A 23,461-nucleotide genomic window follows, 5' to 3' on the forward strand; every position below is an offset into this window, starting at 1 on the left:
CGTCCGGGTCGCGGGCAAGGCGCATGTCGTCACATTCCGCACCGGGATCCCGGCCCTCGCGGGCGTTCCGCCGCCCGTCCGGCAGACATCGCTCAGCCAGCTATTCACTCAGTACATATATCGAGTGCATAATGATCGCCATGAGCACCCGCCACATCCTGCTGGGCCTGCTCGCCGGAGGGCCGAGCCATGGCTACGACCTCAAGCGACGCCACGACGAACGTTTCCCGCAGGCCCGTCCGCTGGCCTACGGGCAGGTCTACACGACCCTCCAGCGCCTGGTCCGCGACGGTCTCGCGGAGGTGGAGGGGACCGCATCCGACGGCGGCCCGGAGCGTACGACGTACCGCTCGACGGAGCGGGGCGCGCGCGAGCTGGCCGCGTGGGCCGGGGAGATCGCGCCGCCCGCGCCCTTCGTGACGAACGAGATCTTCGCCAAGGTCGTCGTCTCGATCCTGGCCGGCGGCGACCCGGCCGCGTACCTCGGGGCGCAGCGCGCCGCCCACATGGAGCGGATGCGCGGGCTGACCGCCCTCAAGACCGACCCGGGCGCCGATCTGGCGACCGTGCTGTCGGCGGACTTCGCCCTCAACCACCTCGACGCCGACCTCCGCTGGATGATCACGACAGCGGCCCGGCTGACCACTCTGACCGCGGAGGTCGATGCACCGTGAACACCAAGGGGGAGGCACCCGTGCCACTTATCCAGGCTTGTGACCTGGTCAAGGCGCACGGCAGGAACGAGGCGCTGCGCGGCGCCTCGGTGGACGTGCGGGCCGGCGAGATCCTCGCCGTGACCGGCGCGAGCGGCAGCGGGAAGTCGACGCTGCTGCACTGCCTGGCCGGCATCGTGCGTCCGGACCGGGGCTCGGTGACGTACGGCGGACAGCGGCTCGACCTGCTGCCCGAGAAGCGGCTGAGCGAGCTGCGCCGCACCGACTTCGGCGTGGTCTTCCAGTTCGGGCAGCTGATCCCGGAGCTGACGGCGGTCGACAACGTGGCGCTGCCGCTGCTGCTGGCCGGGACCACGCGGGCCGCGGCCCGGGAGCGGGCCGGGGAGTGGCTGGAGCGGTTCGGGGCGCGCGGGCAGCAGGAGCTGCGGCCGGGCGAGCTCAGCGGCGGCCAGGCCCAGCGGGTCGCCCTGGCCCGTGCCCTGGTCACCGGGCCGAAGGCGGTCTTCGCGGACGAGCCCACGGGAGCGCTGGACTCCCTCGCCGGCGAGCAGGTCATGACGGCCCTGGCGCACACGGCCCGCGACTCCGGCACGGCGGTCCTGCTGATCACGCACGACGCCCGGACGGCGGCCTACGCGGACCGCGAGGTGCGGCTGAGTGACGGCGCGACGCTCGCCGCGGAGGTGACCTCGTGAGGACCGACATCCGGCTGGCCTGGGAGCTCACCCGGGGGTCCGACCGGCGGGAGTGGTGGCGGGTCGGGCTGACCGCGGCCGGGGCGGCGCTGGCGACGGGCTTTTTGCTCGCGGCGGTGGTCCTGGCCTCCGTCCGGGGCCAGTACCGGTTCACCGTCGGGAACGGGCTCCTCGACCAGCCCGGCGAGCGCGCCGGGGTGATCGCCGGCCTGCTGCTCCTGCTGGTACCGGTGCTCGGCTTCCTGGGCCAGTGCGCCCTGATCGGGGCGCTGCACCGCGACCGGCGGCTGGCAGGGCTGCGGCTGGCCGGGGCCACGCCGGGGCAGGTGCGACGGATCGCGGCGCTGGAGACGGGGCTCGCCTGTCTGCTGGGCTCCGTGCTCGCCACGGGCGGATCCATGTGGGGCCTGCTGCGGCTGTGGACCGAGCCGACCGCCCTGACCTGGGTCGGATTCGCGCTGGTCGCGCCGGGTGTGCCGGTACTGGGCGCGGCGGCGGGGGCGCTGGCACTGCGCCGGGTGGTGACCTCGCCGCTGGGCTGGGTGCGCCGGGTGCGCCCCACCTCCGGGCGGGGGCCGGGGCTGCTGTTCCTGGGCGGCCTGCTGCTGGTGGTCGTGCTGGCGGTGGCCGCGTTGGGCGGTACCGCTTCGGGCGGGCCGGCCCGAGGAGAGGCCGGGCGGGTGCCGCTGATGCTGCTGAGCCTGGTGGTGGCCGTCGGCGCGGGCGCGGTGTGGCTGGCAGGAGCGGTGTCCGGGCTCACCGGCCGGCTGCTCGCACCCCGTGCCCGGTCGACGGCGGCGCTGATCGCGGCGGAGCGGCTGCGCGACGACCCGTGGGCCGCGGCCCGCACCCATGCGGCCGTGCTGCTGGTGACGGTCGTGGGCACGGGCTTCGTCGGGGTACGGCAGGGCCTGCTCTCCGATCTGCGCCAGATGCGCCACGGCCATCAGCTCGGTGCGGACATGGCCTTCTACACGACGGGGCTCGACCTCACGGCCGTCGGCGTCCTCGTCGGGCTCGCGATCGTGTCGGGCGCGCTGGCCGTCGGTACCGCCGAGTCCCTGGCCACCCGCCGCCGTGGCCTGGCGGCGCAGACCGCGGCCGGAGTACCGCGGGGCGTACTGGGCCGGGCGCTGCTGCTGGAAACCGCGCTGCCGCTCGCGCCGGCGGTCCTGCTGGCGGGCGCCGGGGGCATGGCGATCGGCGTCTGGTACGCCTCCGCCACCGCCGACCACGGCACGTCCCCCGTGCCGTACGCGGCCCTGCTGGTCCCGCCGGCGGTGTACGCCTGCTGCCTGCTGGCGGCGGCCACCTCGCTGCCGCTGCTCCGCCGCTCGGTGCGTCCCGCGGAGCTGCGCCACGCGTGAGTGTCCCGCCCCGGGGGCACAGGGGACCCCCGGGGCCGGTACCCGGTCGTCCGCGGCAATGCGAAGGCCCGGATCGTCTCAGGCGGAGATGCCGTCGATCCGGGCCAGGGCGTCGTCCGCGCCGAACGGTTGCAAGTAGGGCAGCCAGCGTGGGTCCCGGTGCCCGGTCCCGATGATGCGCCAGGCGAGACCGGTGGGCGGGGCGGGTTTGTGGCGCAGGCGCCAGCCGATCTCGAAGAGGTGCCGGTCGGCCTTCACGTGGTTGCAGCGGCGGCAGGAGGCCACCACGTTGTCCCAGACGTGCTTGCCCCCGCGGCTGCGCGGGATGACGTGGTCGACGCTGGTTGCGACGCCACCGCAGTACATGCACCGGCCCCCGTCACGGGCGAAGAGCGCACGACGGGTGAGCGGAACGGGACCCCGATAGGGAACCCGGACGAATCGCTTGAGCCGGACCACGCTGGGTGCGGGGACTGTGACGGTCGCGCTGTGCATGAAGGCGCCGGATTCCTCGAGGCAGACGGCCTTGTTCTCGAGGACGAGGATGAGCGCGCGGCGGAGCGGTACGACGCCGAGTGGCTCGTACGACGCGTTGAGGACCAGGACATGCGGCACGGATGCCTCCTTGTGCGTCGGCGGCGCGTGGCTCGCGCCGGGACGATCTGTGGTCAGTGTCCCCTCATGCCTGGTGAACGCGCCACCATGTCCCGGTAACGGGCTGGGAGTGTTTTCGACCACATCCTGATTCATCCCCAGGACCACGCCCTGTTCAAGCGCGGGTGAGTACCGTCTCTCCTTCGCGCATCGCGCCGAGCCACACACAATGCCCCGTTAGTGTGGTGGTTCTGTCCGTCCGGTGACCCTTCCGTGACCTTGAAGCGCGTGTCGCCCTTGACCGCCGGACCAAACGGAGCAGCGCAGCACCTGGAGGTATCTGCCGTGTCCTTGCCCGCCGTCCTACTGGCCGCCGGTTCGTCGCCGTCGCCGACTCCCTCGGAGTCGCCGACCGTGACCGTCCCGTCCCTCCAGGACGCCCAGGAGGGCGCCACGAACGCGGCGAGCTGGGTCGAGCAGAACTGGTCGACGTGGCTCGCGATCGGCCTGCGGGTCCTGCTGATCCTGGTGATCGCGGCGGTGCTCAGAGTGGTGGTGCAGCGCGCGATCACCAAGCTGATCGACCGGATGACGAGGACCGTGGAGTCGGTCGACGGCACGGCGCTGGGCGGGCTGCTGGCCAACACCGAGCGGCGCAGGCAGCGCTCGCAGGCGATCGGCTCGGTGCTGCGTTCGGTGGCGAGCTTCCTCATCCTCGGCACGGCCGCCCTGATGGTGCTGGCCACCTTCGAGATCAACCTCGCCCCGCTGCTGGCCTCCGCCGGTGTCGCGGGTGTGGCGATCGGTTTCGGCGCCCGCAACCTGGTGACGGACTTCCTCTCCGGCGTGTTCATGATCCTGGAGGACCAGTACGGGGTCGGCGACCAGATCGACGCGGGGGTGGCCTCCGGCGAGGTCATCGAGGTCGGCCTGCGGGTGACCAAGCTGCGCGGTGCCAACGGTGAGATCTGGTACGTCCGCAACGGCGAGGTCAAGCGGATCGGCAACCTCTCGCAGGGCTGGGCGACGGCCGGCGTCGACGTGACCGTGCGCGCCTCGGAGGACCTGGACCGGGTGAAGGCCACCCTCGACGAGGTCGCCGAGAAGATGAGCAAGGAAGAGCCCTGGAACGAGCTCCTGTGGAGCCCGATCGAGGTGCTGGGCCTGGACAGCGTGCTGCTGGACTCCATGGTGGTCCGCGTCTCGGCGAAGACGATGCCCGGCAAGTCCCTGGCGGTGGAGCGCGAGCTGCGCTGGCGGGTCAAGCGGGCCTTCGACGCGGCCGACATCCGCATCGTGGGCGGCGCGACCGCCCCTCTGGAGGAGGACCCCGTCGATCCGACCGCCGCGGTCGCGGCCCCGTCGGTCTTCGCCAACGCGGAGTCCCCGCAGTCGGCGGCGGCGACACCGCTCGCCCAGCCGCGGTCGCCGGCTCCTACCAAGTAGGCGGTACGCGAGAGGGGCGGCGCCCGGAGTTCCCCGGGTGCCGCCCCTCTCGCGTGCCGGAGAGCAAAACGCTTCAGCACGCTCGTTCGAGTGAACGGTCTGGGCATTTTGGCGCGGGGAGCGCGCGGGGTGCCCCATCGTTCTGCCGGGGCACCCGGCGCGGGCTTGGCCTGGCAGCAGCGTGACGAGGAGACCGAGCGATGAGCGCCGAACCGATCCTGGAGCCGGTGATGACGCACGTGGACCCCATCGACCTGTTGATCGCGATCGAAGCAGCATCGCCGGTGCCGATTCGACCCGAGTACGTCGAGGGGACGGTCATCGTGCCGCCGCAGCCGAACGACATGCACGACGACGGCGCCTTCCAGCTCGCGGTCCAGTTCTTCGATGCCGGATTCGACCTGGCGGGCATGGGCAACGGCTACCGTGCGGCCCACAAGGACGGCAGCACCATGGCCCTGCTCATTCCGGACTTCTACGTTCGGCGCCGCCAAGCCTCCGAACTCGACGAGTCGTACCGCAAGGTTCACAAAGGCTGGTATCCGGCCGACATGATCGCCCTGGTCGGCGAAGTGACCTCGACGAACCACTGGGCGGACACCGGACCCAAGCTGCGGACCTACGCCGCCGCCGGCATCCCCGGCTACGTCCTGGTCGACCGCGACGCCAAGACGGCCCATTGCCACACCCCTCCCGTCCTCCCCGGCGACGACCCCACCGGGGCGCGCTACGACGACGAGACCAAGGTCGGCCTCGGCGAGCCCCTCCCCCTCCCGGCGCCGTACCCCACCCTGGACACGGCCCCGTTCCTGCCGTAGTCACGGCACAGCGCCAACCCACCGCCCCCCGCAGGTAACGAGTGCGTTGCCTCGGGTACGGGATCTCTTGACGCCCCCTTCCCCACGGGCTTACGTTCCTGCCACCGAATAGGAAACCTTCCTAACAGTGATCTTCCGGGGGACGTCCCCGTCAGATCGCGGGGAAGCGGCTCAGTCGAAGGGCAGGTGTCGATCCCATGGCAGGAACCGCCGGTACGCCGGGCACTCCGCGCGTCCTGCGCGCCATGAACGACCGTGCCGCGCTCGACCTCCTGCTGGAGCACGGGCCGCTGTCGCGCACCCGGATCGGCAAGCTCACCGGCCTGTCCAAGCCGACCGCGTCCCAGCTGCTGGCCCGCCTCGAGGCGGCCGGACTCGTGCTCGCCACCGGCACCAGCGAAGGACGGCCCGGACCCAGCGCCCAGCTGTACGAGGTCAACCCGGCCGCCGCGTACGCCGCCGGACTCGACGTCACCCCCGAACGCATCCACGCCGCCGTCGCCGACATCACCGGCCGCACGGTCGGCGCCTACGAACTGCCCACCCCCGGCAGGCGGCCGGCGAAGCCCGTCGTCCAGCAGGTCACCGACGCCCTCGACGGCGCCGTGAAGGCGGCCGGCCTCGCCCGCGACGACGTCCGCCGGCTCGTCATCGGCACCCCCGGCGCCTTCGACCCCAACACCGGCCGGCTGCGCTACGCCTCCCACCTGCCCGGCTGGCACGCCCCCGCCCTCCTCGACGAACTCGCCGCCGCCCTGCCCATGCCGGTCGAGTACGAGAACGACGTCAACCTCGTCGCCGTGGCCGAACAGCGCCTGGGCGCGGCCCGGGGGCACGCGGACTTCGTCCTGCTGTGGAACGAGGGCGGCCTCGGCGCCGCCCTCGTCCTCGGCGGTCGGCTGCACCGCGGCTGGACCGGCGGCGCCGGCGAGGTCGGCTTCCTGCCGGTGCCCGGCGCACCCCTGGTCCGTCAGGTGACGAAGGCCAACAGCGGCGGCTACCAGGAGCTGGCCGGTTCCCAGGCCGTCCCCCGACTGGCCCGGGAACTGGGCATCACGGAGATTCCGACCGGCCCGTACGCCGAGGTCGCCGCCGCCCTCGTCGCCCGCGCGGCCGAGGCCGACGACGGCCCCCACCGGCAGCTGCTCCAGACGTACGCGACCCGGCTCGCCACCGGTCTGGCCTCCCTCGTCTCCGTCCTCGACCCCGAACTCGTCGTCCTCAGCGGCGTCTCGCTCACCGCCGGCGGCGAGGTGCTGCGCGCCCTGGTCCAGGCCGAACTGGAGGAGCTGGCCGCCGCCCGGCCCCGGCTCCTCGTCGGCGACGTCACCGAACACCCCGTGCTGCGCGGCGCGTTGGAGAGCGCGCTGGCAGCCACCCGCGACGAGATCTTCGACACCTCGCGCTGATCCCCAGGCCCCACCTCGTCCTTCTCTCACCCCGCCCCGTCCCAGGGAGACACCGTCATGCCCGAAGTCATGCCCGAAGTGGCACGCAAGGCAGCTCTCGCCCTCACGGCGTCCGCGATCCTCCTCACCACCGCCTGTACCGGCCAGAGCGGCTCCGGCGCGAGCGACGACGCGTCGAAGGACACCACCATCAACTTCTGGCACGCCTGGAGCGCGCCCTCCGAGGTCAAGGCCGTGCAGACGCTGGTCGACGGCTTCGAGAAAGCGCACCCCAACATCCACGTCAACGTCGTCGGCAACATGACCGACGACAAGATCAACCAGTCGCTGCGGGCGGGCGGCGACAAGGCACCCGACGTGATCTCCTCCTTCACCACGAACAACGTGGGCAAGTTCTGTTCCTCGGGCGCGCTGGTCGACCTCAACCCCTTCTTCAAGAAGTCCGGCATCGACCCCGAGACGACGTTCCCGAAGGCGATGAACGAGTACACCCAGTTCGACGGCGACCGCTGCGCGGCACCGCTGCTGGGTGACGCGTACGGGCTCTACTACAACAAGACGGCGTTCGCGAAGGCCGGCATCAAGAGCCCGCCGCGCACCTGGTCCGAGTTCGAGGCCGACGCGAAGAAGCTGACGATCGCCAAGGGCGACTCGTACACGCAGCTCGGGTTCATGCCGAACTACCACGGCTGGGAGTCGACGACCGAGCACTACTTCGGGCAGTTCTCGCCGACGTACTTCGACAGCAGCGGCAAGTCGAACCTCGCCAAGGACCCCGCCTTCACGGCCGGTTTCACCCTGCAGAAGAAGCTCGTCGACGAACTCGGCGGATTCCAGAAGCTGGAGAAGTTCCGCTCCACGCTGGGCGACGAGTGGGGCCCCAAGCACCCCTTCCACACCGGCCAGGTCGCGATGCAGCTCGACGGTGAGTGGCGGCTGGGCATGGCCGTGGACGCCAAGCCGGACTTCGAGATCGGCGTCGCCCCGCTGCCCGTGCCCGACGACCGGGCCGACCAGTACGGCAAGGGCTACATCACCGGCACGATCGCCGGCATAGCAGCCAACAGCAAGAAGCAGAACGCGGCCTGGGAACTGGTGAAGTACATGACCACCGACACGGACGCGGTCGTGGGCTTCTCCAACGCCATCCACAACGTGCCCTCCACGCTGGAGGCGCTGAAGTCGCCGAAGCTGAAGTACGACCCGCGGTTCAAGACCTTCCTCGACATCGCGGGCAACCCGAACTCGACCACCACGCCCGCCTCCATCAACGGCGGTGTGTACCTGGTGACGATCCAGCAGTTCGGCTACGACTACGAGAGCGGCAAGGCGAAGGATCTCGCGTCGGGCCTGGCCGCGACGGCCAAGCAGATCGACACGGACATCGCGCAGGCGAAGTAGCACGGCGATGAGCACCGTCACCCTGGCGTCGAAGCACCGCCGCGCGGCCCTTCGCAACCTCGCCTTCCTCTCGCCCTGGCTGATCGGCTTCGCGGTCTTCTTCGCGTACCCGCTGATCTCGACGGTCTACTTCTCGTTCATGCACTACGACGGCTTCAAGCCGCCGACGTGGAGCGGAACGAAGAACTGGACGTACGTCTTCGAGAACTACCCCCTCTTCTGGCCCGCCCTGCGCAACACCCTGTGGCTGGTCCTCGTCATGGTGAGCCTGCGCGTGGTCTTCGGACTGGGCGTCGGCCTGCTCATCACGAAGATCAAGACGGCTACGGGTGTCTTCCGCACCCTCTTCTACCTGCCCTACCTGGCCCCGCCCGTCGCGGCCACCATGTCCTTCGCCTTCCTCCTCAACCCCGGTACGGGCCCGGTCAACTCGCTCTTGGAGAAGATCGGCATCCCGGCGCCCGGCTGGTTCAACGATCCCGCCTGGTCCAAGCCGGCGCTCACCCTGCTCGCCCTGTGGGGCATCGGCGACCTGATGGTCATCTTCATGGCGGCGCTGCTGGACGTGCCGACGGAGCAGTACGAGGCGGCCGAGCTGGACGGAGCGTCGGCGTGGCAGCGCTTCCGCTTCGTCACGCTCCCGAACATCGCCCCGATCGTGATGTTCGCGGTGGTCACCGGCGTGATCCAGACCATGCAGTACTACACGCAGCCGCTGATCGCGGGGAAGGTCGCCTCGGGCGTCATCCAGGGCGCGGGCACCCAGTTCGAGCCCGGCTACCCGGACAAGTCGACCCTCACCCTCCCCCAGCTCGTCTACAACCTCGGCTTCCAGCGCTTCGACTACGGTTCCGCGTGCGTGGTGGCACTCGTCCTTTTCGCCCTGTCGATGGTGTTCACCGCGTTCCTGATGCGACGCCGGGGCGGTCTCATCCAGGCAGGTGACTGACCATGGCCCAAGTACTGGACAAACCAGTGGAGTTGAAGGAGCCCGTCACGCCCGCCGAGCGCACCGCCCGGCGCCGGGCGCTCCTGGAGTGGATCGCCGTGCACTCCCTCGGCATCGCGGCCGCCCTCTTCTTCGTCCTGCCCTTCGTCTTCGTCTTCCTGACCTCGTTGATGAGCGACACCCAGGCACTGAGCCGGGACCTGATCCCGCACACCTGGGAATGGGCCAACTACAAGAAGGTCTTCGACACCCCCGGCTTCCTGACCTGGTGGAAGAACACCCTGATCTACGCCGGTCTCGGCACCGTCCTGACGGTCGTGTCGTCGATCCCGGTGGCGTACGCGCTGGCCAAGTTCCGCTTCCGCGGCCGGAACCTGGCGCTCATGCTGGTGATCTCGATGATGATGCTTCCCCCACAGGTCGTCATCATCCCGATGTACCTCTTCTGGGCGAAGCAGCTGGGGCTCTCGGGCACGCTGTGGCCGCTGATCGTCCCGATGGCGTTCGGCGACGCGTTCTCCATCTTCCTGCTGCGCCAGTTCCTCACCACGATCCCGAACGAGTACGTCGACGCGGCCAAGGTGGACGGCTGCGGCGACCTGCGCACCCTGCTGAAGGTCATCGTCCCGATGGCGAAGCCGGGCATCGCGGCCGTGGCGCTCTTCCAGTTCTTCTACGCCTGGAACGACTACTTCGGCCCGCAGATCTACGCGTCCGAGAATCCCGGCGCCTGGACCCTGTCCTACGGCCTGGAGTCGTTCAAGGGCGCCCACCACACCGACTGGAACCTCACCATGGCCGCCACGGTGCTGGTCATGGCCCCCGTGATCCTCGTGTTCTTCTTCGCCCAGAAGGCGTTCGTCGAGGGCGTCACGCTCACCGGAGTGAAGGGTTGAACCAAGTATGAAACTCACCGTGGTCGGCGGCGGCTCGACCTACACACCCGAACTCATCGACGGCTTCGCCCGGCTGCGCGACACCCTGCCCATCGAGGAACTGGTCCTGGTCGACCCGGCCGCGGACCGGCTGGAGCTGGTCGGCGGCCTGGCCCGGCGGATCTTCGCGAAGCAGGGCCACCCCGGCCGCATCGTCACCACCGCCGACCTCGACGCGGGCGTCGACGGCGCGGAGGCGGTCCTCCTCCAGCTGCGCGTCGGCGGACAGGCGGCCCGCGAGCAGGACGAGACCTGGCCCCTGGAATGCGGCTGCATCGGCCAGGAGACGACCGGCGCGGGCGGCCTGGCCAAGGCACTGCGCACGGTGCCGGTGGTCCTGGACATCGCCGAGCGGGTCCGCCGGGCCAACCCGAACGCCTGGATCATCGACTTCACCAACCCGGTCGGCATCGTCACCCGCGCCCTGCTCCAGGCCGGGCACAAGGCGGTCGGCCTGTGCAACGTGGCGATCGGCCTCCAGCGGAAGTTCGCCGCGCTGCTCGGCGTCACGCCCGCCGACATCCACCTCGACCACGTCGGCCTCAACCACCTGACCTGGGAGACCGCGGTCCGTCTGCACGGACCCGAGGGCGAGAACGTGCTGCCCGCCCTGCTGGCCGCGCACGGCGACACGATCGCCGCCGACCTGCGCCTGCCCCGCCCCGTCCTGGACCGGTTGGGCGTGGTCCCGTCGTACTACCTGCGCTACTACTACGCGCACGACGAGGTCGTACGGGAACTGCGCACGAAGCCGTCGCGGGCGGCCGAGGTGGCCGCGATGGAACGGGAACTGCTGGCGATGTACGGCGACCCGGCCCTGGACGAGAAGCCGGAGCTGCTCGCCAAGCGCGGCGGCGCCTACTACTCCGAGGCCGCGGTGGACCTCGCGGCGGCGCTGCTGAGCGGGGCCGGAAGCCCGTACCAGGTGGTCAACACGTACAACAACGGCACACTCCCCTTCCTCCCCGCGGACGCGGTGATCGAGGTGCAGGCGGCGGTGGGCCCGAAGGGGGCGACCCCGCTGCCCGTCCCGCCGGTCGACCCGCTGTACGCGGGCCTGACGGCGCACGTGACGGCCTACGAGGACCTGGCCCTGAAGGCCGCCCTGCACGGCAGCCGCGACCGCGTCTTCGAAGCCCTGCTCGCCCATCCCCTGGTCGGGCAGTACGAGTACGCCGAGACCCTCACCGACCAGCTGATCGCACACAACCGGGAGCACCTCGCGTGGGCCTGACCGCATGCGTCCTCGCCATCGACGCCGGCAACAGCAAGACCGACGTCGCGGTCGTGGCGGCCGACGGAAACGTCCTCGCCACGGCCCGCGGCGGCGGGTTCCGGCCGCCCGCCGTGGGGGTGACGGCGGCGGTGGACGCGCTGGCGGAGGCGGTCGAGCGGGCGTACGCGGCGGCGGGCGTCACCTCCGTCGCCCACGTCTCGGCCTGCCTGGCCAACGCCGACCTCCCGGTGGAGGAGGAGCAGCTGGCGGCCGCGCTGCACGCGCGCGCGTGGGGCACGACCGTGGAGGTCCGCAACGACACCTTCGCCATCCTGCGGGCGGGCGCGGCCGAACCGAGGGGCGTCGCCGTGGTGTGCGGCGCGGGCATCAACTGCGTCGGCATGCGCCCCGACGGCCGCACCGCCCGCTTCCCGGCGATCGGCAAGATCTCCGGCGACTGGGGCGGCGGCTGGCATCTGGCCGAGGAGGCCCTGTGGCACGCGGCCCGCGCGGAGGACGGCCGCGGCGCCCCCTCGGCACTGGCCCGGACGCTGCCCGCGCACTTCGGCCTCGACTCGATGTACGCGCTGATCGAGGCACTGCACCTGGAGCACGTGCCCCACCACCGCCGCCACGAGCTGACCCCGGTGCTCTTCGCCACGGCTGCCGCGGGCGACCCGGTGGCCCACGCGGTCGTCGACCGGCTGGCCGAGGAGATCGTGGTCATGGCCACGGTCGCCCTGACCCGGCTCGACCTGCTGGACGAGGAGACGCCGGTCCTGCTGGGCGGTGGCGTCCTCGCGGCCGGCCACGCCCGACTGGACGACGCGGTACGGGACCTGCTCGCCGCCCGGGCCCCCAAGGCGGTGCCGACGGTGGTGACGGCGCCGCCGGTGCTGGGGGCGGCACTGCTGGGGCTGGACCGGGAGGGCGTGACGGCGGGGGCGCAGGAGAGGCTGCGGGCGTTCTACGTGCCGTGAGGCAGACGGTTCCCGCCGGTCCACGGGCCGGGAACCGAACAGATTGCCGCAGCGTATTCATGGGCAGGGGGTCGGACAGCGTTCCGGCGCCCCACCGGCTTCCGCTGCGATCCGATCAAGATCCAGCGAAGCCCGGTGCGGATGTCGGTCCCGGCAGCGATACTTGCGTCGACGGATGACCACGGGGGAGGTCAGCAGTGACTCAAGCACCGAAGAGCAGCGCGGCACCACCGAGTTCGGGCGTGCCGGCGATGCCGGTGGTCCCACCGCAGCCCGGAGCCGGCCGCCCCGGCCCGCCCGACCTGGCCGCCTCCGACCCCGCACCGCCCCGCAGAACCGCGTTCGCGGAGGGCGTCGACCGGCTGCGCGCCGCGGCGACCACCGAACCCGGTCGGCTGCGTGTCATCGGCGCGCTCCTGGCCCTCCTGGTCGTCGCGTTCGGCGCCGTCACCGCCTGGCAGATGACCGACCGCACGGCCGCGGCCGACGACGTCCTGCACAAGAGCCAGCCCCTCACCTCCGCCGCGGCCGACATCTACCGCTCGCTCGCCGACGCCAACACCGCGGCCTCCAGCGGCTTCCTGGCCGGCGGCCAGGAGACGGCCGCGTCCCGCGACCGGTACGAGGCGGACATCGACACGGCCGCCGCCAAGCTCGTCACGGCCGCCGCCAACTCCGACCCGGGCTCGCCCGCGGCGGCGACCATAGCCAAGCTCAACACGCTGCTGCCGGAGTACAAGGGCCTGGTCGAGCGCGCGCGCACCTACAACCGGCAGGGTTTCCCGGTGGGCGGCGCCTACCTGCGTTACGCCAACGAGAAGATGCAGCACGAGATGCTGCCGGCCGCGCAGGACCTCTACACCAAGGAGAACCGGCGCCTGAGCGACGACTACGCGAAGGCCACGCCCTACCCGTGGGCGGCGATCGCCCTCGGCGTCCTCGTCCTCGCCGCGCTCGCCTGGGCCCAGCACCGCAACTACCGGCGCACGAACCGGGTGCTGAACCACGGCCTGGTCGCCGCCACGGCCACCGCGACGGTCGTCCTGCTCTGGCTGGTCGTCGGCCACACCGTGGCCCGGGCGGAGCTGACCGACTCCTACGACCACGGCGTCCGCTCGCTGAACGTGCTGCACGACGCCCGGATCGCCTCCCTCAAGGCCCGGGGCAACGAGAACCTCACCCTGGTGGCGCGCGGCGCCGAGACGGTCAAGGTCGGCACCGAGCAGGTCGACGCCTACGACCACGACTTCACCGAGGACATGGACGCCCTCGGCAAGGGCCTGGCCGCGGCGGAGAAGCTCGCCGACGACAAGAACGGCGCCGAGCCGGTCACCTCGGCCGTCGCCAACATGACGGAGTGGAAGAAGCGCCACACCGCCGCCCGCGACCAGGACGAGAACGGCAACTACCAGCAGGCTCTCGACCAGGTGATCGGCGGCAAGGGCGCGACCGGCGAGTGCTTCGACAGCGTCGACACCAACCTCGCCCACGCGATCACCCACGAGCAGAGCGAGTTCCGGCAGGCGGCCGGCGACGGCCTGGGCGCCATGACCGGACTGCCGCTGGGCGCCGCCGTCCTGGCCGTGCTGGGCGCGACGGGCGCGGTGCTCGGCATCGGACGCAGGCTTTCGGAGTACCGGTGAAAGGGGGCGTGACGATGCATGTGCGACGAGTGCGGGCCGGCCTGAAGGGCTGGGGTGGGGTGGGCGCCATGGCGGTCGTCTGCGCCCTGGCCCTGGCCTTCGTGCTGCTGCTGCCGCTGGCCCGGTCGCACGGCGACGGCAGCGCGGGCCTGGGCGGCCAGGGCGTCGCCGACGGCAGCCCGGTACGGGCCGAGGACTGCGACGCCCCGGAGAAGCAGACCCTGTCGCCGTCGGGTGCGGACGGCGCCACCATCGAGGCCATCAAGAACCGCACGGGCGAGAAGCGCAAACTGATCGTCGGCGTCGACCAGAACAGCTACCGCTGGGGCTACCGGGACCCCAACAACCAGGGCTCCGAGCTGGAGGGCTTCGACATCGACCTGGTCCACCGGATCGCCCAGGACATCCTCGGCGACCCGGACGCGATCCAGTTCAAGGCCATCCCCACCAACGAGCGCATACCGGCGATCAAGGACGGCCGGGTCGACATGGTGGTGCGCACCATGACCATCAACTGCGCCCGGCTCGCGGACGTGGCGTTCTCCGCGCCCTACTTCAAGACCGGCCAGCAGGTCCTGGCGCCCAAGTCGTCGACGATCACGGGCTACAACCCCACGCTGGCGAAGAAGCGGATCTGCACGGCGGCGGGCTCCACCGCGTACGCCAAGCTGGACGAGGACAGGAAAGCGGGGCGGCTCGCCTCCTCCGTGGACATCTCCACCACCGTTCCCAACCAGCTCGACTGCCTGGTGCGGCTCCAGCTCGGCGAGGTCGACGCGGTGGTCACCGACGGCGCGCTGGCCGCGAGCCAGGCCGCCCAGGACCCCACGCTCGAACTGAAGGGCGCCGCCTTCACCACCGAGTACTACGGCGTGGCGATGAAGAAGGACGCCGACGACCTGGTGCGCCGGGTCAACAAGATCCTGGTGGACTACCGCGGCGACGGCTGGCAGGCCTCCTACGACACCTGGCTGTCGGCGACACTGGGGAAGGACGCGACGGCGTCCGAGCCGTCGGCACCGCAGTACCTGCGCACGAGCTGACCGTACGTCGACGAAGGCCAGAAGGATCACGAACAGAACGACCCCGAAACCCGATTCAGCAGCGAGAGGTGATCGATGGGCGTCACGGACCCCGCCGGGCCGGTGATGGACCGGGACGAGGTGGACCGTGCGCTGGCGCGGCTCGACGCGGAGCACGAGGCGATCGAGACCTCCCTCCTCGCCCTCCAGGACCACGCGGGCCGCAGACTCCTCGAAGGCGCCACGCTCACGGGCACCACCCGGGAGCGCTGGGCGTCCGCGGAGGCGTCGATCACCCTGCTGTGGGCGTACTTCGACGCCTACACGGACGCGCTGCGCTCGGCGCGTGACATCCGCGCCCGCCGCCGCTGGTCCAGCCGCGAGGACCTGGTGGAGCTGACCGAGCTGCTGCGCGGCGAGTCCGTCACGGTCGCCGGCAGCGCGACGGCCACGGCCAACGCGCCGACGCTGTCCGGCTCGGGCCGGCTCAGCCAGAGCTTCTCGCTCGTCACGCTGGTGGAGCGGATGAACCAGTTGTACGCGTCCTCGCTGGACATGGTCGTCACCTCCGACGCGGTCTGGTCGGCGCTGCCCGCCCGGATAGATTTACTGGCCGCGGAGCTCCAGCGCACCCGTCGGCTCGCGCACTCCGTGGGCGTGCGCCCCGGCGAGCACCCGGCGGGCGACGACCTGGAGCGCATCACGCGCGTCCTGACGGCGCTGCGCGAAAGGGTGGTGTCCGACCCGCTCGCCTTCTGGGTGCCTGCGCAGGGCAGTTCGGCGCCGGGCGGCGGCCGGCCCGACACGACGGTGTACGACCGGGAGGCACGGGCGCTGGAGGACGTGCGCCGGGAGATCGACGCCGTGCTGACCGTGCGCCAGGACGCCGAACAGCGGCTGGTGCGGCTGCGTGACGTGCTCTCCCGCGCGGACCGCACGCTCGCCGAGGCGCGCACCGCGCGCGGCGAGGTCCTCGCGAAGATCGCCGCCACGGAGGTGCCGGTGGTCAGCGGACCGCCGACCGTGCTCCAGGAACAGCTGGCGACGGCCGCCGAGTACCGCAGGCACGCCCAGTGGCACCGTCTGTCGCCGCTCCTGGAGTCCCTGGAGCAGAAGGCGGAGGACGAACTCCTGCGCGCCCGCGAGTCGCTGACCGCGGTCACCGCGCCCCTGGCGGTCCGCGCGGAGCTGCGCGGCCGCCTCGACGCGTACAAGGCGAAGGTCGCCCGGCACGGCCTGGCGGAGGACCCGTTCCTGATCGAGCGGTACGACGCGGCCCGCCGCATGCTGTGGAGCGCGCCCTGCGATCTGCGCGTCGCCGAACAGGCCGTGCTGCGCTACCAGCACGCGGCCGTCGACCTGCTCAGCACGCCCCGCGTGCCGGAGCAGGGCGGACCTCAGGACCGTAGGGGGGAGCAGTAGCCATGAGTCAGGCGGGTCAGGCATGTCAGCGGCCGGGCTGCGAGGGGTCGTACGAGGACGTGGGCGGGGGCGAGATCTACTGCGACACCTGCGGTCTCGCGCCGGTCGTCTCGGCGGGAGGCCTGGTCGGCTCCCTGCCCAGCGGGGTCAGCGGCAGCGGCAAGGGCTCGGCGGGCAGCGGCAGTTCACGCGCCAGCGCGCGCAGCGGCCGCAGTGCGCGCACGTCGTCGCAGTCGTCGAAGTCGCGCCGTTCGGTGTCCGGACGGCTCTCGCGCTCGGTGTCGGGCCGCTCCACCGGCCGCTCGGTGTCGGTGCGCAGCTCCGGTTCCAGCACGGGCGGCTCCACCCGCAGCCGGCTCGGCGCCGGGCTGGTCACGGTCCCGCAGGTGCCGCGGCCCGACCCGCACGCGATGGTCCTGGAGAACCCGGAGGTGCCCGAGCGCAAGCGGTTCTGCTCGCGCTCCGACTGCGGTGCGCCGGTGGGCCGCTCGCGCGGTGAGCGGGTGGGGCGCACGGAGGGCTTCTGCACGAAGTGCGGCCACCCGTACTCGTTCGTGCCGAAGCTGCAGACCGGTGACATCGTGCACGGCCAGTACGAGGTCATGGGCTGTCTCGCGCACGGCGGGCTGGGCTGGGTCTACCTGGCAGTGGACCGCGCGGTGTCGGACCGGTGGGTGGTGCTGAAGGGCCTGCTGGACACCGGTGACGAGGACGCGTTGGCCGCCGCGGTCGCCGAGCGCCGCTTCCTCGCCGAGATCGAGCACTCCAACATCGTGCGGATCTACAACTTCGTGGAGCACCTCGACCAGCGGACGGGTTCGCTGGACGGGTACATCGTCATGGAGTACGTCGGCGGCAAGTCGCTGAAGGAGATCGCCAACGACCGCCGCACGGCCGGGGGCAAGCGCGACCCGCTGCCGGTGGAGCAGGCGTGCGCGTACGGCATCGAGGCGCTGGAGGCCCTCGGGCATCTGCACAGCCGTAACCTGCTGTACTGCGACTTCAAGGTCGACAACGCGATCCAGACCGAGGACCAGCTCAAGCTGATCGACATGGGCGCGGTGCGCAGACTGGACGACGAGGAGTCGGCCATCTACGGCACGGTGGGCTACCAGGCGCCCGAGGTGGCCGACGTGGGCCCGTCGGTGGCCAGCGACCTGTACACCGTGGGCCGTACGCTCGCCGTCCTCACCTTCGACTTCCAGGGCTACACGAGCGTCTTCGTGGACTCCCTGCCCGACCCCGACAACATCGAGGTCTTCCGCCAGTACGAGTCCTTCTACCGGCTGCTGGTGCGCGCGACCGACCCCGACCCGGCGCGCCGGTTCGCCTCCGCGCAGGAGATGGCGGAGCAGCTGACGGGCGTCCTGCGGGAGGTCGTATCCCTCCAGACGGGACAGGCCCGACCTGCCCTGTCGACCCTGTTCGGGCCCGAACTGAAGGTGACCGACGCGGAGTTGTTCCCACGGATGAACGGGGACGTGTCCCGGCTGGGAGCCAGGACGGCCCCGGTACGGCGGTCCCCCGCACCCGCCGCCTCCTCGCCCGGCGCGGGAGCGGCGCTGCCGGCCGGCGCGGGAGCGGCGCTGTCGCCCGGTTCCGGTACCGACCTCGTGCCCGGTCCGGCGTCCGCTCCCCCGCCCGGTCTCGTCAAGCCGGTCGCCGCGCCCGCCGCGGCGCTCGCCCTGCCCGTCCCCCACGTCGACCCCTCCGACCCCAACGCCGGCTTCCTGGCCGGCCTGATGACCTCCGCGCCCGCCGAGCTGATCAGCGCCCTGTCGGCCGCGCCCGCCCCGTCCGTCGAGACGCGGCTGCGGATGATCCGGGCCTGGCTGGAGAACGGCGACGCGGCGACGGCGCTGAACGCCCTGGGCGCGCTGGAGAAGGAGCGCCAGGACGACTGGCGTGTGGTCTGGTACCGGGGCGCGGCCGCGCTGGTGACCGGCGACCACGAGGGCGCCGCGCTCGCCTTCGACGCGATCTACGACGCCTTCCCCGGGGAACCCGCGCCCAAGCTGGCCCTCGGCCTGTGCGCGGAGGTGCTGGGACAGCTGGACAACGCGGCCGAGTACTACCGGCTGGTGTGGTCGACCGACCCCAGCTATGTGAGCGCCGCGTTCGGCCTGGCCCGCGTCCAGCTCGCGGCCGGGGACCGGAGGGGCGCCGTACGGACGCTGGAGTCGGTGCCGGAGTCGTCCATCCACTACACGGCCGCCCGGGTGGCGGCGGTGCGCGCACGGCTGCGGCAGCGGACGGCGACGGCCTCGGACGCCCCGTTCCTGGAGGATCTGACCGCCGCCGCCGCGCAGATCGAGGCGCTGGACGCGTATGGTCTGGATCCGACGCGGCGGGAGCAGTTGTCCACGGAGGTGCTCGGCTGCGCCCTGGACTGGATACTCTCCGGGGGCCGGACTTCCGCCCCGACCGCCGCCGGGGAACGGGCGCTGCTCGGCAGTGGCCTGGACGAACGTGGCCTCAGGTTCGGCCTGGAGCGCTCGTACCGCACGCTGGCCCGGCTGGCGACCGGCGGCGATGAAAGGATCGACCTGGTGGAACGTGCCAATCGTTACCGCCCCCGGACGTGGGTGTAGTTGATGTCGCAGATGCCCCAGCAGGCCGCCTTGTCGCGGTGTCCGAGCTGCGCGGAGCCGCTCGAGTCCGGCGACCGGTTCTGCGGCGCGTGCGGATACGACCTGTCCGCCGTACCGCCGCAGCCGGACGACCACCCGACGCTCACGATGAACGGCGCGGCTTCGCAGCCGGCGAACCAGCCGGCCACGAAGCCCGGCACCCCGGTGGCCGCGGCGCCCGCCGCAGCGGTGGCCGCGGTCCCAACGCAGTCCGGCTCCCCGGTCTCGCCCGCCACCGGCGTACGGTTCGACCGGCCGCCCGAGCCCGACGAGTACGCCCTCCAGGCGCCCGACCCCCGGGTGGCCGCCGAGCTCGCGGCGGCGGCCGAGGAGGCCAGGGTGTGCGTCGCCTGCCGGGCCGGCCGGGTCGACGACGACGGCTACTGCGAGGTCTGCGGGCACGCCCAGCCGCGTGAACGCGATCACATGGAGCAGGAGTCGGGCCCGATCGCGGCCGTCAGCGACCGCGGTCTGCGCCATCACCGCAACGAGGACGCGTTCGCCGTCCGCGAGAGCGCGCTGCCCGACGGGACCCCCGCGCTGGTCGCGATCGTCTGCGACGGCGTCTCCTCGGCGACCCGCCCGGACGACGCCTCGCTCGCCGCCTCCCGCGCGGCGAGCGAGTCCCTGCTGACCGCCCTGCCGCACGGCACGCACCCGCAGCAGGCGATGCACGACGCGATCGTCGCCGCCTCGCACGCGGTCAACGCGCTGGCCCGGGAACCGGAGACCGCCCGCGAACACGCCCCGCACCAGAACGCGCCCGCCTGCACCCTGGTCGGCGCCGTGGTCACCACGGGTCTGCTGATCGTCGGCTGGGTCGGCGACAGCCGCGTCTACTGGGTGCCGGCCGACCGCAGTACACCCCCGGCACGGCTCACCGAGGACGACTCGTGGGCCGCGCAGATGGTCGCCGCGGGCCTGATGAACGAGGCGGAGGCCTACGCCGACGAACGCGCCCACGCCATCACCGGCTGGCTCGGCGCGGACGCCTACGAACTGGAGCCGCACACCGCGTCCTTCAAGCCCGACCGGCCGGGCGTGGTGGTGGTGTGCACGGACGGCCTGTGGAACTACGCGGAGGCGGCCGAGGAGATGGCCGAGGTGGTCCCGCTCGACGCCGCCGTACGCCCGCTGCACAGCGCCCGGGTCCTGGTCGGCCACGCCCTGGACGGCGGGGGCCACGACAACGTAACAGTGGCCGTACTGCCGTTCCCCGCGCCACCGCCCGGGGCAGGATCGGCCTGAGGCCGCGAACGGGGCAGAACGCACACAAGCATCGACGGACCGGAGGGGACCGGTCCGTACCGAGCCATCGCCCCACAACCGTGGGGGTTCCAAGGGGGATTTGAGCAGGTATGGCCAATTTCTCTAAGTCGAACGTGCCGCAGTTCTCGGTGGACGTCTACCAGAACGAGTACCTTCCGGAGGGCGGCCGCGAGGTCAACGCGATCGTCACGGTGACCGCCACGGGCGGCGGAACGGTCGGGACCGCGGTCGCGGCGCCGCACCTGTACGCGCCGGGGCAGGGCCCGTCCGCGGGCGTGGCGATCATGGTCGACTGTTCGGGCTCGATGGACTACCCGCCGACGAAGATGCGCAACGCCCGTGACGCCACGGCCGCGGCGATCGACACCCTGCGCGACGGCGTGCACTTCGCGGTGATCGGCGGCACACATGTGGCCAAGGAGGTCTATCCGGGCGGCGGCCGCCTCGCGGTGGCCGACGCCACCACCCGCGACCAGGCCAAACAGGCACTGCGCAAGCTGAGCGCCGGCGGCGGTACGGCGATCGGCACCTGGCTGCGGCTCGCCGAGCGCCTGCTGTCCTCGGCCGACGTCGCGATACGCCACGGCATCCTGCTCACCGACGGCCGCAACGAACACGAGTCGGCGCAGGACCTCAAGGCGTCCCTGGACCACTGCGCCGGGCGCTTCACCTGTGACGCCCGCGGTGTCGGCACCGACTGGGAAGTGAAAGAAGTCACAGGCATCGCCTCCGCCCTGCTCGGCACGGCCGACATCGTCGCCGATCCGGCCGGGCTCGCCTCCGACTTCACGCGGATGATGGAGACGGCCATGGGCAAGGAGGTCGCCGACGTCGCGCTGCGCCTGTGGACCCCGGTCGGCACCTCCATCAAGTACGTCAAGCAGGTCGCGCCCACCGTCGCGGAGTTGACCGACCGCAGGTCCGAGGCCGGGCCGCGGGCCGGGGACTACCCCACCGGATCCTGGGGCGACGAGTCCCGCGACTACCACGTCTGCGTCGAGGTCCCGGCCGCGAACATCGGCCAGGAGATGCTGGCCGCCCGCGTCTCCCTGGTCGTCCCGCAACCCGACGGCAGCGTCCAGAACCTGGGCGCGCAGGGGCTCGTACGAGCCGTGTGGACCGACGACATGACGGCCTCGACGTCGATCAACCCGCAGGTCGCGCACTACACGGGCCAGGCGGAACTGGCCCAGGCCATCCAACAGGGCCTGGACCTTCGCAAAGCGGGCGATTTCGATGGAGCAACGGCCAAACTGGGCCGGGCCGTTCAGCTCGCGAGTGCCTCCGGGAACGCGGATACTGCGAAACTGCTTGCGAAGGTGGTGGACGTGGTCGACGCGACGACAGGTACTGTGCGATTGAAGGCAAAAGTCGCTGAGGCCGACGAGATGACTCTCGAAACACGGTCCACAAAGACTGTTCGTGTAAAGAAGTGACCTAGCAGGACACTGGAAGCAGCGAGCCCGACCCCTTCTGGGGTTGGAGTAAATCCGGTCAGAGCGGCCGGAACAGGAGAGGGGGAAGCGCCGACATGCCGACCTGCCCGAACGGACATCAGTCGGGTTCCGACGACTGGTGCGAGGTCTGCGGTCACCGCATGGCCGGTGCCGTGCCTCCGCCACCGCCGCCGCCCGGCGGCGGCTACGGCTTCCCGCCCCCGCCGCCCGGTTCCGGCGGCCAGCAGGGTCCCGGCGGCCGGCATCTGTCCGCCGTACCGAACCACGAGCCCGAGCTCTGCCCGCAGTGCCGTACGCCCCGAGAGGGCGGTGCGCCGTTCTGCGAGGAGTGCCGGTGGAACTTCCTCACCAACACCGCGACCTCGTACACCCCGGCCGCCCCGCGTCCGCCGGCGCCCGGCCCCGCCGTGCGTTTCCAGCAGCCGCCCGGGGCCCCCGGCGGACCGGGTGGTCCCGGCGCTCCCGGACCGTCCTTCGGCGGCGGTGACTCGTTCGACTACCAGAGCTCCCGGCCCTCGCAGGTGAACCGGCCGGCCGAGCCGATCCCGCCCTTCGGCGGCGACCCGTCGGCTGCGCCGTTCGGCGCGGACCCCTCGCGCCGTCCCGGGACGCCGGGACAGCCCGGACAGCCCGGCTCGCAGGGCGCGTCGGGCTTCCCCGGTCCTTCCGGCCGGCCCGGTCCCTCCGGCCCGTCCGTGTTCGGTACGGACCCTTCGCGGCCGGTGCCGCCACCGCCCGGCCCCACGCCGCCCAACGGTCCCGGTCCCGGGGGCTACGGTCCCGGGGGTCCTGGTTCCGGTCCCGGGGGTCCCGGGGCCGGTCCTGGTGCGACCAGCGGGGCTCCGCAGGCGTTCCAGCAGTCCGGCCCGCAGGCCCCGCCGATGTTCCCGCAGGAGACGGGCCGCCGGCAGCAGGGCGGTCCTCAGCAGGGCGGCCCTCAGCAGGGCGGTCAGTCCTTCGGCGGCGGTGACGACGACTGGGTGATCTCCCCGCCGTCGGGCCCCGGTCCTGGCGGCGGCCCCGGCGGTCCCGGTGCGCCCGGCGGTGGGTACGGCTACCCGCAGCCCGGTGCGACCCAGGCCCCGCCGCCCGGCCCCGCCTACCAGCAGCAGCCGACGACGTGGACGGCGACCATCGGCCCGGACCGCGCGTACTTCATGGCGATGATGCAGCGCTCCGGCCCCGAGGCCGCGGGCCTGAACCTGCCCGCGTACTCGCCCGAGCAGCAGCGCGCGCTCACCGGCAACCAGCTCACCATCGGCCGCCGACGCCACTCCACCGGCGAGACCCCCGACGTCGACCTGTCGGTGCCGCCGGAGGACCCGGGCGTCTCGCACCAGCACGCCGTACTGGTGCAGCAGCCCGACGGCACCTGGGCGGTCGTCGACCAGAACTCGACGAACGGCACGACGGTCAACGGCTCCGAGGAGCCCATCCAGCCCTTCGTGCCGGTGCCGCTCCAGGACGGCGACCAGGTGCACGTGGGCGCCTGGACGACGATCACCATCCGGCGCGGCTAGTCGGACCGGAGCGG

19 protein-coding genes are annotated in these 23,461 nt (G+C 72.0%); 18 read left to right on the plus strand and 1 reads right to left on the minus strand.

Going from position 1 to position 23,461, the window contains the following annotated elements; all coding sequences use genetic code 11:
* The first annotated feature begins 140 nt into the window (after positions 1-140).
* From ACFV0T_RS05180 to ACFV0T_RS05190, 3 genes are read left to right on the plus strand one after another with little or no spacing between them, the layout of a single operon-like run.
* The gene (locus ACFV0T_RS05180; RefSeq protein WP_385774607.1) at positions 141-674 is read left to right on the plus strand and encodes a PadR family transcriptional regulator; all 534 of its coding nucleotides are present in this window, start codon (positions 141-143) and stop codon (positions 672-674) included.
* Entirely contained in the window at positions 671-1,369 is a 699-nt protein-coding gene (locus tag ACFV0T_RS05185) for an ABC transporter ATP-binding protein (RefSeq protein ID WP_385774609.1), read from the plus strand. The genes ACFV0T_RS05180 and ACFV0T_RS05185 overlap by 4 nt, the downstream gene beginning before the upstream one ends.
* The gene (locus ACFV0T_RS05190; protein ID WP_385774610.1) at positions 1,366-2,736 is read left to right on the plus strand and encodes an FtsX-like permease family protein; all 1,371 of its coding nucleotides are present in this window, start codon (positions 1,366-1,368) and stop codon (positions 2,734-2,736) included. Before ACFV0T_RS05185 ends, ACFV0T_RS05190 begins: the two co-directional genes overlap by 4 nt.
* Before the next feature lie 78 nt (positions 2,737-2,814).
* On the opposite strand, the gene ACFV0T_RS05195 is transcribed toward ACFV0T_RS05190, so the two are convergent.
* Positions 2,815-3,351: an HNH endonuclease gene (locus tag ACFV0T_RS05195; RefSeq protein ID WP_385774612.1), complete on the minus strand. Its 537-nt coding sequence runs from the start codon at positions 3,349-3,351 to the stop codon at positions 2,815-2,817.
* A 324-nt stretch (positions 3,352-3,675) separates the two neighbouring features.
* On the opposite strand from ACFV0T_RS05195, the gene ACFV0T_RS05200 reads away from it, so the two are divergent.
* From ACFV0T_RS05200 to ACFV0T_RS05270, 15 genes are all read left to right on the plus strand, one after another.
* The gene (locus tag ACFV0T_RS05200; protein WP_385774614.1) at positions 3,676-4,776 is read left to right on the plus strand and encodes a mechanosensitive ion channel family protein; all 1,101 of its coding nucleotides are present in this window, start codon (positions 3,676-3,678) and stop codon (positions 4,774-4,776) included.
* A gap of 200 nt (positions 4,777-4,976) precedes the next feature.
* Complete coding sequence (locus ACFV0T_RS05205) at positions 4,977-5,594, plus strand: Uma2 family endonuclease (protein WP_385774616.1); 618 nt, start codon at positions 4,977-4,979, stop codon at positions 5,592-5,594.
* A gap of 197 nt (positions 5,595-5,791) precedes the next feature.
* Entirely contained in the window at positions 5,792-7,003 is a 1,212-nt protein-coding gene (locus tag ACFV0T_RS05210; protein ID WP_385774618.1) for an ROK family protein, read from the plus strand.
* 69 nt (positions 7,004-7,072) lie between these two features.
* Positions 7,073-8,404 (plus strand): ABC transporter substrate-binding protein, encoded by a 1,332-nt coding sequence (locus ACFV0T_RS05215; protein WP_385775093.1) that lies wholly within the window; start codon positions 7,073-7,075, stop codon positions 8,402-8,404.
* A gap of 7 nt (positions 8,405-8,411) precedes the next feature.
* Positions 8,412-9,353, plus strand: coding sequence for a carbohydrate ABC transporter permease (locus ACFV0T_RS05220; RefSeq protein ID WP_385774620.1), 942 nt, complete (start codon positions 8,412-8,414; stop codon positions 9,351-9,353).
* Between the two features lie 2 nt (positions 9,354-9,355).
* Positions 9,356-10,249, plus strand: a complete 894-nt coding sequence (locus ACFV0T_RS05225; RefSeq protein ID WP_385774622.1) for a carbohydrate ABC transporter permease — start codon at positions 9,356-9,358, stop codon at positions 10,247-10,249.
* Between the two features lie 7 nt (positions 10,250-10,256).
* A complete protein-coding gene (locus tag ACFV0T_RS05230) occupies positions 10,257-11,522 on the plus strand; it encodes a 6-phospho-beta-glucosidase (RefSeq protein WP_385774624.1) in 1,266 nt (421 codons plus the stop codon).
* Positions 11,513-12,484, plus strand: coding sequence for an N-acetylglucosamine kinase (locus ACFV0T_RS05235; protein WP_385774626.1), 972 nt, complete (start codon positions 11,513-11,515; stop codon positions 12,482-12,484). Before ACFV0T_RS05230 ends, ACFV0T_RS05235 begins: the two co-directional genes overlap by 10 nt.
* A gap of 251 nt (positions 12,485-12,735) precedes the next feature.
* Complete coding sequence (locus ACFV0T_RS05240) at positions 12,736-14,127, plus strand: hypothetical protein (RefSeq protein ID WP_385775095.1); 1,392 nt, start codon at positions 12,736-12,738, stop codon at positions 14,125-14,127.
* Between the two features lie 14 nt (positions 14,128-14,141).
* Positions 14,142-15,170, plus strand: coding sequence for a glutamate ABC transporter substrate-binding protein (locus ACFV0T_RS05245; protein WP_385774628.1), 1,029 nt, complete (start codon positions 14,142-14,144; stop codon positions 15,168-15,170).
* Positions 15,171-15,245: 75 nt separating this feature from the next.
* Positions 15,246-16,571, plus strand: a complete 1,326-nt coding sequence (locus tag ACFV0T_RS05250) for a hypothetical protein (RefSeq protein WP_385774630.1) — start codon at positions 15,246-15,248, stop codon at positions 16,569-16,571.
* A 2-nt stretch (positions 16,572-16,573) separates the two neighbouring features.
* The gene (locus tag ACFV0T_RS05255) at positions 16,574-19,162 is read left to right on the plus strand and encodes a tetratricopeptide repeat protein (protein WP_385774632.1); all 2,589 of its coding nucleotides are present in this window, start codon (positions 16,574-16,576) and stop codon (positions 19,160-19,162) included.
* Positions 19,163-20,449, plus strand: a complete 1,287-nt coding sequence (locus tag ACFV0T_RS05260) for a PP2C family serine/threonine-protein phosphatase (protein WP_385774634.1) — start codon at positions 19,163-19,165, stop codon at positions 20,447-20,449.
* 110 nt (positions 20,450-20,559) lie between these two features.
* On the plus strand, positions 20,560-21,906 hold the full coding sequence (locus ACFV0T_RS05265) for a VWA domain-containing protein (RefSeq protein WP_385774637.1): 1,347 nt from the start codon (positions 20,560-20,562) through the stop codon (positions 21,904-21,906).
* Between the two features lie 95 nt (positions 21,907-22,001).
* Positions 22,002-23,447, plus strand: coding sequence for an FHA domain-containing protein (locus tag ACFV0T_RS05270; protein WP_385774639.1), 1,446 nt, complete (start codon positions 22,002-22,004; stop codon positions 23,445-23,447).
* The last annotated feature ends 14 nt before the right edge of the window (positions 23,448-23,461 follow it).

Origin of the sequence: Streptomyces sp. NPDC059582, assembly GCF_042735715.1 — a bacterium.
Classification (GTDB): Bacteria; Actinomycetota; Actinomycetes; order Streptomycetales; family Streptomycetaceae; genus Streptomyces.